This is a genomic window from Bacillus sp. FSL E2-8900 (genome assembly GCF_037966225.1).
GTDB classification, from domain to species: Bacteria; Bacillota; Bacilli; order Bacillales; family Bacillaceae_G; genus Bacillus_A; species Bacillus_A cereus.
Genome location: NZ_CP150193.1, coordinates 3,819,759 through 3,834,295, shown reverse-complemented (window position 1 = coordinate 3,834,295; position 14,537 = coordinate 3,819,759). Strand labels below are relative to the sequence as shown.

Below are 14,537 nucleotides of genomic sequence, written 5' to 3'. Positions count from 1 at the left end.
TGTTTGTTTCATAGTAAGGTGCATATAGACGTAAAAAGACCTTTACTCAAAACGAGTAAAGGTCTGAATTCGCAGCTAAAAGAGTCCACAACAAAGACTGTTAGTAGACATAAATAAAAACAGTTTTTGTGTATGACAAAATACATGCACCTCTCCCTCGTTGAGTTTTAGCACTGTATAGCATAGGTACTGAAACCAGCTACATTAAAAAAGGCCTTCATTCCGACCTTTCCTGTTGACCCATTGGCGTCTCTCGACATTTTTGGGCAGCAGCGTTTCTCTATACAGGAGCCTCACCTAACAGAGACCATATTCAATTACATGTTGAATGTTAGCACTGTAAAATTGTAGTGTCAATATCTTTTTATCTGTGTTTTTTAAAATATTAAACGGATTTATAATAGATATGTGGGATGAAATGCATGATATTGATTATGAATAATATGGAAAATAAATATTTTTATAAAAGGGGAATTTGTAATGGTACCACAAAATTTTATTATAAATATTGAGAATCAAAAGTGGTTGTTTAATGAGCAGGAAGATTTATGTTCTCACGGGGAAATTTATTTAAATGTGGATGGAACGATTATTACACAAACAGGTATGGATGAGGAATGGGGAATAAGTGAATCAGCTTTAGCTCTGTTACGAACTTTAGATAAAGAATATATTTGTGATATTGAAAATGAAGAGGGGCTTATTTTGCACGGATGTGGCACTATGCTCATGTTAGGATGCCCAATTTCAATTCATTGGACTATAAACCATATAGGTGAAAATGTGGTTTTAAAGGATTTTGTCAAAGTTATTTCTACTGATCAAAAGGCTATATACTATGAAGGGCTTCATATAGAAGTAAATGAAAATGAATATAGAAAACAAATTGTTTCTTTTGCGCTACAGGCAAAAGAATTATTCAATAAATCAAGTGAAAAGATAATTTTAGATGAGTTTGATCAAAGTATGTATACAGACTTTTGGACGGAATATGATCATTTGTTAAATAAGTATAAATAAAAAAGCACTGTAACCAGTGCTTTTTTATTATAGATTACGAGATTGTAGGGTTTTCAAAAATAACAATCTCTGAACTGTTTGTAGTTGAAACACGTTGGGCGTAATATGTTAAAGCTGAAGAAATATATGCTGGTAACGTATCATTTGTATGTGATGTTGTATATTCATGGATTAATTCCTTTAAAGTTGTCCATTCTAATTGTGCTGGGTGATCAGACACGAAAGAACTTACCCAGCGATCAAATGAAGATGAAAAATCAGTTTGTAAACGAAATACTTCTTTCATAATAAAACGCTCCCTTAAAATGTAGTATAATTATTTTAACACAAAACACGAACGATAGCTAAATTTTTTGAGTATAACGTTCGTGTTATATAGTTGTCTAGATGTTTGGTTATGTAAATTCAATTTGCCATTTGAAATAACATTCCGTAAGATGAGAGATAGAGTATATTTAGAGCTGGAGGAAAGAAAGTGGAATTTGTATTTTTAGGAACTGGTGCAGGTGTTCCTTCAAAAGGAAGGAACGTTTCAGCAATTGCTTTACAATTGTTAGAAGAACGAGGACAAACTTGGTTATTTGATTGTGGTGAGGCCACGCAACATCAAATATTACATACATCTGTACGTCCGCGCCGCATTGAAAAAATATTTATTACGCATTTACATGGCGATCATATTTTTGGATTGCCTGGTTTATTAGGTAGCCGTTCATTTCAAGGAGGAACTACGCCTTTAACGGTGTATGGACCGAAAGGAATTAAACAATTTATTGAAGTGGCATTATCGGTAAGTACGACACATGTGAAATATCCACTTGAAGTTGTGGAGATAACAGAAGAAGGTACCGTATTTGAAGATAATGAATTTTATGTAGAAACGAAAAGATTGTCACACGGTATAGAATGCTTTGGATATCGTATTGTAGAGAAAGATATACAAGGTGCTCTTTTAGTTGATAAGTTGCTTGAGATGGGTGTGAAACCAGGTCCAATCTTTAAACGTTTAAAAGATGGTGAAGTAGTTGAATTAGAGGATGGCACGATATTAAATGGAAATGAGTTTATCGGCCCACCTCAAAAAGGAAGAATTATTACTATCTTAGGTGATACGCGATATTGCGAAGCGAGTAGGGAGCTTGCGCAAGATGCAGATGTACTTGTCCATGAAGCGACTTTCGCAGCAGAAGATGAGCAACAAGCGTATGATTATTTTCATTCTACATCTAAGCAAGCTGCGAGCATTGCACTTCAGGCAAATGCGAAGCGACTAATATTAACTCACATTAGTTCTCGCTATCAAGGAGATACATATAAGGAATTATTGAAAGAGGCTAGAGAGTTGTTTTCTAATACAGAAATAGCGACAGATTTGAAATCATTCCCAGTAGAAAAATAATTATTTTGTAAAAAATGGTAACGGCGGGTTACCATTTTTTTATGTCTAAAAAAATTTAAAAATAAAACTGTTATTATTTTATACTTATACTTGGATGATACAGAAAATTAGGATGGTTTGAATATATAGGATAAAAATACGAAATAATGATTATTTAGAAAAACTGTTATATAAGTCAGATGACATACAAGTGATACAAATAGCAGAAATGGACTTTTATTCAGAACTTTTAAAATTCAACAAAAGTAAGCGTTTTATAAAAAACAAGCTATAATGAGGGCAGATTATAATTTATGATAAGCCGCATGTATTTTAGTCATTATCGTAACAAGTGAAGTTGACTAAATCATGAGAGAGTAACATGAGAATTATAATAGGAAAGATATCGCTTGTTTATGCTATCCTTGCAATGGCTTCTGTGTTAAACTTTGGATTGCTACCAGACTTTATTCTGGATCATCTTGTATCATTTTTAAATAAAAATAATGCTAAGATTCTTATGTAGTATGATAACTGGTATTATTTCAGGTTATATTGGATTACTTTTATTCAAAAACTATCCAATTCGTACAGCAGAACAAATTCGTGGTACAACTGGAAAAGCGACAGATGTAGCAGCTTAATAGAATAGTAGAATAAATTTTTTCATAGAGGTTTAGGGGGAGTTATGATGAAGTATCGCTCAGTATTTGATATTATCGGTCCAGTTATGATTGGACCATCAAGTTCACATACAGCAGGCGCAGCAAGAATGGGGCAAGTTGCTCGCCAGCTGTTTCGTCATGAACCAGAAAGAGTAAGCATTTCGTTATATGGATCATTTGCAAAGACGTATCGAGGGCATGGTACGGATGTAGCACTAATCGGTGGAATATTAGGATTTGAAACAGATGACTTACGTATTCCAGAGGCGCTAGAAATAGCAAAAGAGCGCGGAATTGAAGTGGAATTCATTGAAGAAGATGCCAATGCACCTCACCCAAATACAGCGAGAATTCGTTTGTATAAAGGTGAAGATGAAATTGAAGTTGTTGCTTGCTCAATTGGTGGCGGTAAAATTGAAGTTGTAGAATTAAACGGATTCGATCTTCAATTATCAGGCACGAGCCCAGCACTACTTATTGTAAATAACGATCGCTTCGGTGCTATTGCAGCGGTAGCTTCAATCCTTGCGAAACATGAGATTAACATTAGCACAATGAGTGTTTCTCGTAAAGAAAAAGGAAGAAGAGCGCTTATGGTCATTGAAACAGATGAATTATTAGCAGATGAAGTAATTGAAGAAATAAAAGCGCAACAAAATATTTGTCAAGTAACTATTATGGAATAATTGCAGGGGGGACACACCATGTTTCGGAACGCAGCGGAACTAGTGGCGCAAGCTAAAGAACAAAATGTAAAAATCGCAGAAATTATGATTCAATGTGAAATGGAAACAAGAAGTATTTCACGTGAAGAAGTAATTGCTGGTATGGAAAAGAACTTAGTCGTGATGGAGCAAGCAGTAGAACGTGGTATTCGCGGCGTGAAATCACCAACTGGTTTAACTGGTGGAGATGCTGTAAAAGTTCAAGCGTATATGAAGAGCGGAAAAGGCTTATCTGGAGATACGATTTTGGATGCAGTAAGCAAAGCTGTTGCAACAAATGAAGTAAACGCAGCGATGGGAATTATTTGTGCAACACCAACAGCAGGTTCTGCTGGAACAGTGCCAGGTGTACTATTTGCACTAAGAGAAAAATTGCAGCCTACACGTGAAGAAATGATTGAATTCTTATTTACAGCAGGAGCTTTCGGTATGGTTGTTGCGAATAACGCTTGTATTTCTGGTGCAGCGGGAGGATGCCAAGCTGAAGTTGGTTCAGCAAGTGGAATGGCGGCTGCAGCTGCAGTTGAGATGGCTGGTGGAACACAAGATCAAGCAGCTACAGCGATGGCAATTTCATTAAAGAACATGCTTGGTTTAGTGTGTGATCCTGTTGCAGGACTTGTAGAAGTACCTTGTGTAAAACGTAATGCGGCAGGAGCTGCGAATGCGATGATTTCAGCAGATTTAGCATTAGCTGGTGTAACGAGTACAATTCCATGTGATGAAGTAATTGAGGCAATGTTTAGAATCGGACAAACGATGCCAGTAGCACTTCGTGAAACAGCAGAAGGTGGACTTGCAGCAACGCCGACTGGTCGTCGCCTGCAAGAAGAGATTTTTGGGAAGAACAATAACTAAGTGTAATTATAGAAAAAGGAGCTCAAATAAACTTGAGCTCCTTTTTCTATTTTTCTTTTGTTAGTTGTTCTAATGTTTTTCCAAGATTATGTGATCGTTTCGTTGCCTGTGTAATACAAGAAATAAGTGCTTGTTGAAATTTATGTTCTTGTAATACTTCAATACCTGCTTCGGTAGTTCCACCAGGAGAAGTAATTTCCTTTCTCAAAATAGAAGGGTGTTTGTCACTTGCTTTTAGCATTTCAGCAGCACCAATCATCGTTTGAAGAATAAGTGATTTTGCAACATCTTCTTTTAAACCAATTTTTTTTGCAGCTTCTTCCATAGCTTCCACTACGTAATAAATATAAGCAGGTCCACTTCCGGATAATGCAGTGACAGCATGCATATCTTCTTCCTCTACAACAGAGACGAGACCAATCGTTTCAAATAAAGATGTTGCAGTGCGAATATGCTCCGCTGTTGCATGTTTTGAAGGGGAGATAGCGGTAGCTGATTTTAAAATGGCTGCGGAGGTATTTGGCATTGCACGAATAATTGGAACGTCTTTTTGAAGTAGTTTTCTAATTGAGTCAGTAGAAACACCTGCTAGTAATGAAATAATAAGCACGTTATTATTTATGTATTCTTTAAAAGGGGTAAGCGCCTCTGCAACATCCTTTGGTTTCATTGCTAGAAAAAGAATATTTGCATCAGTAAGTAATTCTTTTTTATTATGAGTACCTTTGACACCGTATTTTTTATGTAGCTCTTGTAATCTTGTCTCGTTAGAACGATTACTTACAGTAATTTGTTCACCTTTAACGACATTTGCATGTAACAAGCCACCAATAATAGCTTCGGCAATAGAGCCTGCACCGAGAAAGGAAATGTTTTGAATAGACATGATGTTCCTCCTTTAATTTTGGTTAGAAATTCTTATAAATGTACATACATTCGTTTTTTTATAGGAAACACCTCTTTTTATCTGAAAATAATGACAAATATATATAGAAGTTGTAAACTGAAGAAGTATTCATTTTTGAACCGGAAAGAGACAGGGGGGCTAAGCATGACGGCGATTCACCGAATGGAGATTCCTGTACCATTTGCAGTGGAAACTGTGAATGTGTTTTTAGTTGAGGGGGAGACATTAACATTAATTGATACAGGGACGAATACAGAAGAGGCAAGGAATGCGTTAGAAAGTCAATTAGGTGCATTAGGACATACGATAGAAGATATTGAAACAGTAGTCATTACGCATCATCATGCAGATCATTGTGGACTTTTAAATATATTTTCTGAGAAGACGAATATTATTGGACATCCTTGGAATGAGCCTTGGATTACACAAAATCCAGAATTTTTAAAGCGGTATCATGAATTTTTTAGAGGGACGGCCTTACAGTTTGGTGTGCCAGCAGCATTTTTGAAAGACGAGTCGTTATTGACGACGAGGACACTTAAATATTCTTGTAATAGATCGTTAACGCATACTGTGAGAGAAGGAGATCGTATTGATTCTTTGCCTGGATTTACAGTACTTGAAACACCAGGTCATGCTTCTACTCATATTTCTTTATATAGAGAATCTGATGGAATATTAATTGGTGGAGATGCTCTCATTAGTCATATTTCTTCGAATCCAATACTAGAACCGCCATATGAAGGGCAAACAGAGCGGGCACGCCCATTACTACAATATAATCAAACATTACAGCGTTTAAGCGAAATGAATATTTCACGCATTTTATCAGGGCATGGGGAAGATGTTCTAAATGTGAAACAACTTATTGAAACGAGATTACAAAAGCAAGAAACACGTGCTTTTAAAGTGCTTGAGTTATTAAAGGAAAAACCAATGACAGCATTTGAAGTATGTGTAAAACTATTTCCGGTATTATATAAAGAACAATTACCACTTACTATTTCAGAAACGGTTGGACAATTGGACTATTTAGCATATAATCAACAAGTGATGATTGATGAGTCATCGCAACAATTGATTTATTATGCAAAGTAGGTGACAGCAATGACAGGACGTTTACAAAATAAAGTAATCGTCATTACAGGTGCTTCTAGTGGGATTGGTGAGCAAGTTGCAATGCAAGTTGCAGCACAGGGAGCGACTCCAGTATTAATGGCTCGAACAGAAGAGAAACTACAAGCGTTAGTAGACAAAATTAAAGAAACTTATAATACGCCTTGCTATTATTATGTATTAGATGTAAGTGAAGAGATGGAAGTACAGTCTGTTTTTTCAAAGGTATTACAAGAAGTGGGACGTATTGATATATTAGTAAACAATGCGGGATTTGGTATTTTTAAAACGTTTGAAGATGCGTCAATGGGTGAAGTAAAAGATATGTTCCAAGTAAATGTATTTGGATTAGTAGCATGTACGAAAGCGGTACTACCTTATATGGTAAACAAGAACGAAGGACATATTATTAATATTGCTTCACTTGCCGGAAAAATTGCAACTCCGAAATCAAGTGCGTATGCAGCAACGAAACATGCTGTATTAGGATTTACGAATAGTTTACGCATGGAATTAGCGAATACAGATATTTATGTTACAGCAATTAATCCAGGTCCGATAGATACAAACTTTTTTGAAATAGCGGATCAATCTGGTACATATGTAAAGAATATGGGACGTTACATGTTAAAACCAACATACGTAGCAGAACAAATCGTAAAGTCGATGCACACGAAAAAACGTGAAGTAAACTTACCGAAGTGGATGGGAATTGGTCCAAAACTTTATGCTTTATTCCCAGGTTTATTTGAACGTGTAGCAGGTAAATCATTAAGTAAAAAATAGGAGATTTCCACATGGAAATCTCCTATTTTTTATTGTTTTCCAGTCACATAATCATAAACAATATCCTCAATCTCCTCGTATAAATCAATTTCAATATTTGAATGAGTCACCGTTTGAATATGTTTCACTAGCATTTCCTGATCTTCTTTTGATATTGGACTGCATTGATATTGCTGAAAACTTTTTATAATCATTTTCTCAATTAATTTTTCGTTCATATTTTTTCCCGCCTGTATGTACGTATGTATTGTTTTATTGTACTTGAAGTGAAATAAAAAAACTACTATGCACTATTTTTGTATAAAAATTCGGTTGAGTATATTATTTTTCTAATAAAATTAAGTTTTTTTAGATTTAAAAATTTATAAATATTTAATTGACTCTATAAATATACAATATTATAATCATACTTAATTTAAAGAATCGATTTGAGGAGGAACTTATGAAAGTCGCAATTATTGGAGCCACTGGATATGGGGGCATTGAATTAATTCGTTTATTAGAACAACATCCATATTTTTCTATAGCATCTCTTCATTCTTTTTCGCAAGTTGGTGAGTGTATAACAAATGTATATCCGCATCTTCGAAATGTCCTTTTTCATACGTTACAAGAAATTGATGTGAAGACAATAGGGAAAGAAGCAGAAATCGTATTTCTAGCAACACCAGCAGGAGTATCAGCGGAGTTAACTCCCAAGTTAGTAGCAGAAGGTTTAAAAGTAATTGACCTATCTGGAGACTTTCGTATGATAGATCCTTCGTCATATGAACTGTGGTATAAAAGGCCAGCAGCGAAAGAAGAAATTCTTAGAAAAGCAGTGTATGGGTTAAGTGAATGGAAAAGGACTGAGATTCAAAAGGCAAATTTAATTGCAAACCCAGGATGTTTTGCTACAGCCACATTGCTAGCGATAGCGCCGTTAATACGTAGCGGCATGATTGAAGAAGATTCGATTATTATTGATGCGAAATCTGGGGTATCAGGAGCAGGAAAAACACCAACAATAATGACTCATTTTCCTGAGCTATACGATAACTTACATATCTATAAAGTAAACCAGCATCAGCACGTTCCAGAGATTGAGCAAATGCTTACAGAATGGAATAGTGAATCACAGCCAATTACATTTAGCACACATTTAATACCGATATCACGAGGAATTATGATTACACTTTATGCAAAAGTAAAACAAAAGATGGAAATAAAGCAACTTCAAAAATTGTATGAAGAAACGTATGAACAATCTCCTTTCATCCGAATTTGTACGCAAGGGAAATTTCCAAGTCCAAAAGAAGTGAGAGGCTCAAATTATTGTGATATTGGCATAGCTTACGATGAAAGAACTGAAAGAGTTACGGTCGTTTCTGTTATAGACAATATGATGAAAGGCGCGGCTGGGCAAGCGATTCAAAATGCAAACATAATAGCGGGACTAGAAGAGACAACAGGTTTACAACATATGCCGCTTTATCTATAAGGGGGACATGATGATTAAAGTAGCGTCTATTACAAAATTAGAAAATGGTTCAATTGTAACGCCAAAAGGCTTTTCGGCAATTGGTACTGTAAATGGTCTGAAAAAGGAGAAAAAGGATTTAGGGGCAATCGTCTGTGACGTACCAGCATCATGTGCCGCTGTGTATACAACGAATCAAATACAAGCAGCCCCTTTGCAAGTAACGAAGGATAGTATAACGGCAGAAGGGAAGTTACAAGCAATTATCGTTAATAGTGGAAATGCAAATGCTTGTACTGGAATGCAAGGATTACAAGACGCATACGAGATGCGCGCGTTAGGGGCGGAACATTTTGGAGTGAAAGAAAATTACGTTGCAGTAGCTTCAACAGGTGTAATTGGTGTTCCACTGCCGATGGATATAATCCGAAAGGGGATTGCAACTCTTATACCGACGAAGGAAGAAAGTGAAGCATATTCTTTTTCTGAAGCAATTTTAACGACAGATCTTATCACGAAAGAAACTTGCTATGAAATGATTATTGATGGGAAGAAAGTGGCGATTGCGGGTGTTGCAAAGGGTTCAGGGATGATTCATCCGAATATGGCAACGATGCTTAGTTTTATTACGACAGATGCTCATATAGAGCATGACGTATTGCAAACAGCATTATCCCAAATTACGAATCATACATTTAATCAAATTACGGTAGATGGAGATACTTCTACGAATGATATGGTCATCGTTATGGCAAGTGGATTATCAGAAACAAGCCCGATAAATATGGAACATACAGATTGGGAAACTTTCGTATGTACTTTACAGAAGGTATGTGAAGATTTAGCAAAAAAAATTGCGCAAGATGGTGAAGGCGCTACGAAGTTAATAGAAGTAAATGTGCTAGGAGCTCAAACGAATGAAGAGGCAAAAAAAATTGCAAAGCAAATAGTCGGTTCGAGTCTTGTGAAAACAGCAATACATGGTGAAGACCCAAACTGGGGGCGAATTATTAGCAGTATTGGACAAAGTGAAGTAGCTATTAATCCGAACACAATTGACATTACTCTTCAATCTATATCGGTATTAAAAAATAGTGAGCCTCAAATATTTTCTGAAGAAAAAATGAAAGAGAGATTACAAGAAGATGAAATAGTCATTAATGTGTACTTACACTTAGGTGAAGAGACAGGATCAGCTTGGGGCTGTGACTTAAGCTATGAATATGTGAAAATAAACGCTTGTTATCGTACATAAGGAGAGAGAAGATGAGCGATTATATTGTAGTGAAATGCGGCGGTAGTATGTTGAATCAATTAAATGATGTGTTTTTTGAATGTATAAAGAAATTGCAACAGAAGTATAAAGTAGTGATTGTTCATGGTGGTGGACCAGAAATTGATGCCAAATTAAAAGATTGTAACATCAACGTAGAAAAAAGAGATGGATTACGGATAACACCAAAAGAAGTTATGGATGTTGTTCAAATGGTGCTATGCGGAAGTACGAATAAAAAACTCGTAATGAATTTACAAAAGCATAATTTACTTGCGGTAGGTTGTTCAGGGTGTGACGGCAATTTACTTCAAATTCAACCTGTCAGCGAAGAGATAGGATATGTAGGGGAAGTAAGTTATGTAGAAACAGCTTTATTAAAAGGATTAATAAATATGGAGTATATTCCTGTTATTGCTCCAATCGGGGTAAATGGTAATGAAATTTATAACATAAATGCGGACAATGCTGCGGCTGGGATTGCGGCCGCGTTAGGGGCAAAAGAGCTTGTTTTTATTACGGATGTAGATGGAATATTACATGAAGGGGATTTGGTAAAGGAAACGGATGAATCTGAAATTGCAACTTTTATAGAAACAGGTGTTATTACAGGTGGGATGATTCCGAAAGTACAGGCGGCACTAGCATCATTAAAAATGGGAGTGCAAAAGATAAGTATTGTGAATGGTACAAAAGATTTTACTGAGGTTACGGGAGAGTGTATTGGAACGACGGTAACGAAAGGCGTGAGTATTGCATGACGAGTCATCTTTTTCAAACGTATGGCAGAAGAACTATTGAGTTTGTAAAGGGAACTGGAACGAAAGTTATTGATAATAACGGTAAGGAATATTTAGATTTCACATCAGGAATTGGCGTATGTAATTTAGGACATTGTCACCCTACTGTTCTCAAAGGTGTACAAGAGCAACTTGATGATATATGGCATATATCTAACCTGTTTACAAACAGCTTACAAGAAGAAGTTGCGTCATTATTAACAGAAAATAGAGCATTAGATTATGTGTTTTTCTGTAATAGTGGGGCAGAGGCAAATGAAGCGGCTTTAAAGTTAGCACGTAAGCATACTGGAAAATCTCTCGTCGTAACATGCCAGCAGTCTTTTCACGGTAGAACATTTGGAACGATGAGTGCAACAGGCCAAGATAAGGTAAAAGAAGGATTTGGTCCATTACTTCCATCTTTTTTACACATCCCTTTTAACGATATTAAAGCATTAGAGGAAGTAATGAATGAAGAAGTTGCGGCGGTAATGGTAGAAGTAGTTCAAGGAGAGGGAGGAGTAATACCTGCTGATCTATCTTTTTTGAAAGAGATTGAAACATTATGTAATAAGTTCGGTTCCTTATTTATTATAGACGAAGTACAAACGGGGATAGGAAGAACTGGAACACTATTCGCTTATGAACAAGTGGGAATAGAGCCTGATATCGTTACCGTTGCAAAGGCACTTGGGAATGGGATTCCTGTCGGAGCGATGATTGGCGGGAAAGAGCTCGGAACGTCGTTTACTGCAGGATCACACGGTTCAACTTTTGGCGGGAATTACATCGCGATGGCTGCAGCGAAAGAAGTATTGCAAGTGAGTAAAAAACCATCGTTTTTAAAAGAAGTACAAGAAAAAGGCGAGTACGTATTAGAGAAGTTGCAAGAGGAATTACAGCATGTCGAATGTATTCAAAATATACGTGGTAAAGGGCTTATGATTGGGATTGAGTGTAAGCATGAAGTTGCAAGTTTTATAGAACAACTAGAAAACGAAGGACTTCTCGTATTACAAGCAGGCCCTAATGTTATAAGACTATTACCGCCACTCATTGTCACGAATGAAGAGTTAGAACAGGCAGTATATATAATAAAAAAAGTAGTTTGTACAAAAAACGTATCAATCATATAAGGGGGAAGTTTCATGTCAACTGTACAAGTACCGAAATTAAATACGAAAGATCTTTTAACACTAGAAGAATTAACGAAAGAAGAAATTATTTCTTTAATTGAGTTCGCTATATATTTAAAAAAGAATAAGCAAGAGCCTTTATTACAAGGCAAAATATTAGGGCTTATTTTTGATAAGCATTCAACTCGTACTCGTGTATCTTTTGAAGCGGGAATGGTACAACTCGGGGGACATGGTATGTTTTTAAGTGGAAAAGAGATGCAAATGGGAAGAGGAGAAACTGTTTCAGATACTGCGAAAGTATTATCGCAGTATATTGACGGGATTATAATACGTACATTCTCGCACGCGGATGTAGAAGAGCTTGCAAAAGAATCGAGTATTCCTGTTATTAACGGTTTAACGGATGATCATCATCCTTGTCAAGCATTGGCAGACCTCATGACAATATATGAAGAAACAAATACATTTAAAGAAATAAAATTGGCTTACGTAGGTGACGGAAATAATGTATGTCATTCATTGTTGCTAGCGAGTGCAAAAGTCGGAATGCATATGACTATTGCAACGCCTGTAGGATATGAACCGAATGAAGAGATTGTAAAAAAAGCGTTAGCGATTGCCAAGGAAACAGGAGCTGAGATTGAAGTTTTGCATAATCCTGAATTAGCGGTGAATGAAGCAGATTTCATTTATACTGACGTTTGGATGAGCATGGGGCAAGAGGGCGAAGAAGAGAAATATTCTTTATTTCAACCTTACCAAATCAATAACGAACTTGTTAAGCATGCGAAGCAAACATATCGTTTCTTACACTGTTTACCTGCCCATCGTGAAGAAGAAGTAACAGGAAAAATTATAGATGGACCGCAGTCTATCGTCTTTGAGCAAGCTGGTAATCGATTGCATGCTCAAAAAGCGTTATTAGTGAGTTTATTTAAAAATGTAGAAGAGCCTTCCTAAAAGGGAGGTTTTTTTATATTAAAATGTCATATGTATATTTAGTTAACCATTTCGATATCATTTATAATAAAAGAGAAAACTAAATTTGTTTTTCAGAGTGTGTAAGGACATACTACATATAAAAATATAGTTAAAGAGATGATGAGGGTGAAAACAACTAAGAAAACATATTCGTTTTTTCAGCGGATATGGAGAATATTAAAGTTTCAATATTATAAGTTGCTTCGATCGCCAGAAGGCGCAAAGAAAGTATCATTAGGGTTTGCTATAGGATTCGGCTTAGAAATGTTAGTCATTTATACGGCATCGCTCGTATATGTAATATTTTATCCAATCGTCAGGTTAGCAAAGGGATCTTTTCCTGCGGCAGTTATTGGCAATATTATTGGGAAAATATCGTTTCTCCCAGTATTTTTATTTCCGCTTGCGTATACGCTAGGAAAAATGATTTATCCATTTCATGTACAGAAAATTCATCATGAACCATTTAAGATATCGGACTTGTTTTCAAGTCACATTTTTACGATATTAAAGAGCTTATTACAAAGTGAAGTGTATGTATTAATTGGAATGACGATTTTAGGAGTTGTGTTTGGTCTCATTTCGTATTTCGTTGTGCATTATTTATACGAAAAGAACCGTAAGTTACGCTTGAAGAAAAGGAAGAAACGAGTGAGAGAACCACTTGTACAATTATAAACAATGTCACATTCATTTTCTCCTTTGAATATGTTTAAGAAAAAGGAGGAGAGGATAATGTATTATTATTACGTACCTCAAGTATATCCATATGTAAATTATTATCCGGTTTATGATACGAGTAGACAATACGAATTATATCGGCAACAACAATTACAGCAATTATCACAAATACCACAAATACCACAACAACAGCCTACACAGGAAAAAAAACCATATTTAACAACATGGCCATATTCCAATGTATACTATGGTAACTATTACGAATCATAAAGCTGCTTCTATTTAGAAGCAGCTTTATACGTTTGTTTTCAAAATTAAATTTTGAATGGTTTGAAGAGAATGAATGAGCTTTTCGCGCTCTTCCTCAGATAATGTTTGGAAATTTTCTTTTAGTTTGTCTAAAATGAATTGCTGATACTGATTTACTAATAATTTCCCTTCAGCTGTTAGGGAAATTAAAATGACCCGTCGATCTTTTTCGCTATAATGACGCTCTATTAGTTCTTCTTGAATAAGTTTGTTTAATAGAGGTGTCATGTTAGGCCGTGAAATCGCTAGCCGCTTGCCGATTTCGGAAACTGCTAATGTGCCGTTTTCATGCAAAAGCAGTAATACTTGTGTATGTGATGGCGGCATATGTCTTTGAGAAGAAAATTCTCCAGGAAGCATAAATTTGCGATAAAAAAGAGGCACTAGCGAAAGAAGATGATCAACAATACGTTCCCACTCGCGTGATTCCATATAAAGGCCCCCTTCCACTATCATTG

17 protein-coding genes and 1 riboswitch are annotated in these 14,537 nt (G+C 35.9%); of the genes, 13 read left to right on the top strand and 4 right to left on the bottom strand.

Annotation, left to right across the window (positions count from 1 at the left end):
* Window positions 1–144 precede the first annotated feature (144 nt).
* A riboswitch (M-box (ykoK) riboswitch) is annotated at window positions 145–312 on the bottom strand.
* A 168-nt stretch (window positions 313–480) separates the two neighbouring features.
* Window positions 481–1,020, top strand: coding sequence for a hypothetical protein (locus NST90_RS19530; RefSeq protein WP_016123317.1), 540 nt, complete (start codon window positions 481–483; stop codon window positions 1,018–1,020).
* A 34-nt stretch (window positions 1,021–1,054) separates the two neighbouring features.
* Here the strand turns inward: NST90_RS19530 and NST90_RS19525 are convergent, their stop codons facing one another.
* Window positions 1,055–1,306, bottom strand: a complete 252-nt coding sequence (locus NST90_RS19525) for a DUF3932 family protein (RefSeq protein WP_000665709.1) — start codon at window positions 1,304–1,306, stop codon at window positions 1,055–1,057.
* Window positions 1,307–1,495: 189 nt separating this feature from the next.
* On the opposite strand from NST90_RS19525, the gene rnz reads away from it, so the two are divergent.
* From rnz to sdaAA, 3 genes are all read left to right on the top strand, one after another.
* Complete coding sequence (rnz, locus tag NST90_RS19520) at window positions 1,496–2,419, top strand: ribonuclease Z (protein WP_000397455.1); 924 nt, start codon at window positions 1,496–1,498, stop codon at window positions 2,417–2,419.
* 670 nt (window positions 2,420–3,089) lie between these two features.
* The gene (gene sdaAB / locus NST90_RS19515; protein WP_000877450.1) at window positions 3,090–3,749 is read left to right on the top strand and encodes an L-serine ammonia-lyase, iron-sulfur-dependent subunit beta; all 660 of its coding nucleotides are present in this window, start codon (window positions 3,090–3,092) and stop codon (window positions 3,747–3,749) included.
* 18 nt (window positions 3,750–3,767) lie between these two features.
* A complete protein-coding gene (sdaAA, locus tag NST90_RS19510; protein ID WP_000489461.1) occupies window positions 3,768–4,646 on the top strand; it encodes an L-serine ammonia-lyase, iron-sulfur-dependent, subunit alpha in 879 nt (292 codons plus the stop codon).
* Between the two features lie 46 nt (window positions 4,647–4,692).
* Here the strand turns inward: sdaAA and proI are convergent, their stop codons facing one another.
* Window positions 4,693–5,532, bottom strand: a complete 840-nt coding sequence (gene proI, locus NST90_RS19505) for a pyrroline-5-carboxylate reductase ProI (RefSeq protein WP_000027249.1) — start codon at window positions 5,530–5,532, stop codon at window positions 4,693–4,695.
* A 165-nt stretch (window positions 5,533–5,697) separates the two neighbouring features.
* On the opposite strand from proI, the gene NST90_RS19500 reads away from it, so the two are divergent.
* Complete coding sequence (locus tag NST90_RS19500; protein ID WP_061113551.1) at window positions 5,698–6,651, top strand: MBL fold metallo-hydrolase; 954 nt, start codon at window positions 5,698–5,700, stop codon at window positions 6,649–6,651.
* 9 nt (window positions 6,652–6,660) lie between these two features.
* Window positions 6,661–7,455, top strand: a complete 795-nt coding sequence (locus NST90_RS19495; protein ID WP_000147794.1) for an SDR family oxidoreductase — start codon at window positions 6,661–6,663, stop codon at window positions 7,453–7,455.
* 29 nt (window positions 7,456–7,484) lie between these two features.
* On the opposite strand, the gene NST90_RS19490 is transcribed toward NST90_RS19495, so the two are convergent.
* Entirely contained in the window at window positions 7,485–7,673 is a 189-nt protein-coding gene (locus NST90_RS19490; protein ID WP_001003222.1) for a YqzH family protein, read from the bottom strand.
* A 224-nt stretch (window positions 7,674–7,897) separates the two neighbouring features.
* Here NST90_RS19490 and argC point away from each other — a divergent pair, with 224 nt between their 5' ends.
* The 7 genes from argC to NST90_RS19455 all read left to right on the top strand — a co-directional run bounded on the left by argC (window position 7,898) and on the right by NST90_RS19455 (window position 14,040).
* Window positions 7,898–8,935, top strand: a complete 1,038-nt coding sequence (gene argC / locus NST90_RS19485; protein WP_061113550.1) for an N-acetyl-gamma-glutamyl-phosphate reductase — start codon at window positions 7,898–7,900, stop codon at window positions 8,933–8,935.
* Between the two features lie 10 nt (window positions 8,936–8,945).
* Window positions 8,946–10,169: a bifunctional glutamate N-acetyltransferase/amino-acid acetyltransferase ArgJ gene (gene argJ, locus NST90_RS19480; protein WP_000598394.1), complete on the top strand. Its 1,224-nt coding sequence runs from the start codon at window positions 8,946–8,948 to the stop codon at window positions 10,167–10,169.
* 11 nt (window positions 10,170–10,180) lie between these two features.
* Entirely contained in the window at window positions 10,181–10,948 is a 768-nt protein-coding gene (gene argB / locus NST90_RS19475) for an acetylglutamate kinase (RefSeq protein ID WP_061113549.1), read from the top strand.
* Window positions 10,945–12,105, top strand: coding sequence for an acetylornithine transaminase (locus NST90_RS19470; protein WP_000200552.1), 1,161 nt, complete (start codon window positions 10,945–10,947; stop codon window positions 12,103–12,105). The genes argB and NST90_RS19470 overlap by 4 nt, the downstream gene beginning before the upstream one ends.
* Before the next feature lie 12 nt (window positions 12,106–12,117).
* Complete coding sequence (argF, locus tag NST90_RS19465; protein WP_283748086.1) at window positions 12,118–13,068, top strand: ornithine carbamoyltransferase; 951 nt, start codon at window positions 12,118–12,120, stop codon at window positions 13,066–13,068.
* A 138-nt stretch (window positions 13,069–13,206) separates the two neighbouring features.
* On the top strand, window positions 13,207–13,767 hold the full coding sequence (locus tag NST90_RS19460; RefSeq protein ID WP_050252208.1) for a DUF2062 domain-containing protein: 561 nt from the start codon (window positions 13,207–13,209) through the stop codon (window positions 13,765–13,767).
* 57 nt (window positions 13,768–13,824) lie between these two features.
* Entirely contained in the window at window positions 13,825–14,040 is a 216-nt protein-coding gene (locus NST90_RS19455) for a hypothetical protein (RefSeq protein ID WP_000291955.1), read from the top strand.
* Between the two features lie 24 nt (window positions 14,041–14,064).
* Here NST90_RS19455 and NST90_RS19450 read toward each other — a convergent pair whose 3' ends face one another.
* On the bottom strand, window positions 14,065–14,511 hold the full coding sequence (locus NST90_RS19450; RefSeq protein WP_000445819.1) for a MarR family transcriptional regulator: 447 nt from the start codon (window positions 14,509–14,511) through the stop codon (window positions 14,065–14,067).
* Window positions 14,512–14,537 lie beyond the last annotated feature (26 nt).

Bases quoted from the DNA above. Each gene is read 5' to 3' on its own strand.
- NST90_RS19530 (WP_016123317.1), top strand. From the start codon at position 481: ATGGTACCACAAAATTTTATTATAAATATTGAGAATCAAAAGTGGTTG.
- NST90_RS19525 (WP_000665709.1), bottom strand. From the start codon at position 1,306: ATGAAAGAAGTATTTCGTTTACAAACTGATTTTTCATCTTCATTTGAT.
- sdaAB (WP_000877450.1), top strand. From the start codon at position 3,090: ATGAAGTATCGCTCAGTATTTGATATTATCGGTCCAGTTATGATTGGA.
- sdaAA (WP_000489461.1), top strand. From the start codon at position 3,768: ATGTTTCGGAACGCAGCGGAACTAGTGGCGCAAGCTAAAGAACAAAAT.
- proI (WP_000027249.1), bottom strand. From the start codon at position 5,532: ATGTCTATTCAAAACATTTCCTTTCTCGGTGCAGGCTCTATTGCCGAA.
- NST90_RS19500 (WP_061113551.1), top strand. From the start codon at position 5,698: ATGACGGCGATTCACCGAATGGAGATTCCTGTACCATTTGCAGTGGAA.
- NST90_RS19495 (WP_000147794.1), top strand. From the start codon at position 6,661: ATGACAGGACGTTTACAAAATAAAGTAATCGTCATTACAGGTGCTTCT.
- NST90_RS19490 (WP_001003222.1), bottom strand. From the start codon at position 7,673: ATGAACGAAAAATTAATTGAGAAAATGATTATAAAAAGTTTTCAGCAA.
- argC (WP_061113550.1), top strand. From the start codon at position 7,898: ATGAAAGTCGCAATTATTGGAGCCACTGGATATGGGGGCATTGAATTA.
- argJ (WP_000598394.1), top strand. From the start codon at position 8,946: ATGATTAAAGTAGCGTCTATTACAAAATTAGAAAATGGTTCAATTGTA.
- argB (WP_061113549.1), top strand. From the start codon at position 10,181: ATGAGCGATTATATTGTAGTGAAATGCGGCGGTAGTATGTTGAATCAA.
- NST90_RS19470 (WP_000200552.1), top strand. From the start codon at position 10,945: ATGACGAGTCATCTTTTTCAAACGTATGGCAGAAGAACTATTGAGTTT.
- argF (WP_283748086.1), top strand. From the start codon at position 12,118: ATGTCAACTGTACAAGTACCGAAATTAAATACGAAAGATCTTTTAACA.
- NST90_RS19460 (WP_050252208.1), top strand. From the start codon at position 13,207: ATGATGAGGGTGAAAACAACTAAGAAAACATATTCGTTTTTTCAGCGG.
- NST90_RS19455 (WP_000291955.1), top strand. From the start codon at position 13,825: ATGTATTATTATTACGTACCTCAAGTATATCCATATGTAAATTATTAT.
- NST90_RS19450 (WP_000445819.1), bottom strand. From the start codon at position 14,511: ATGGAATCACGCGAGTGGGAACGTATTGTTGATCATCTTCTTTCGCTA.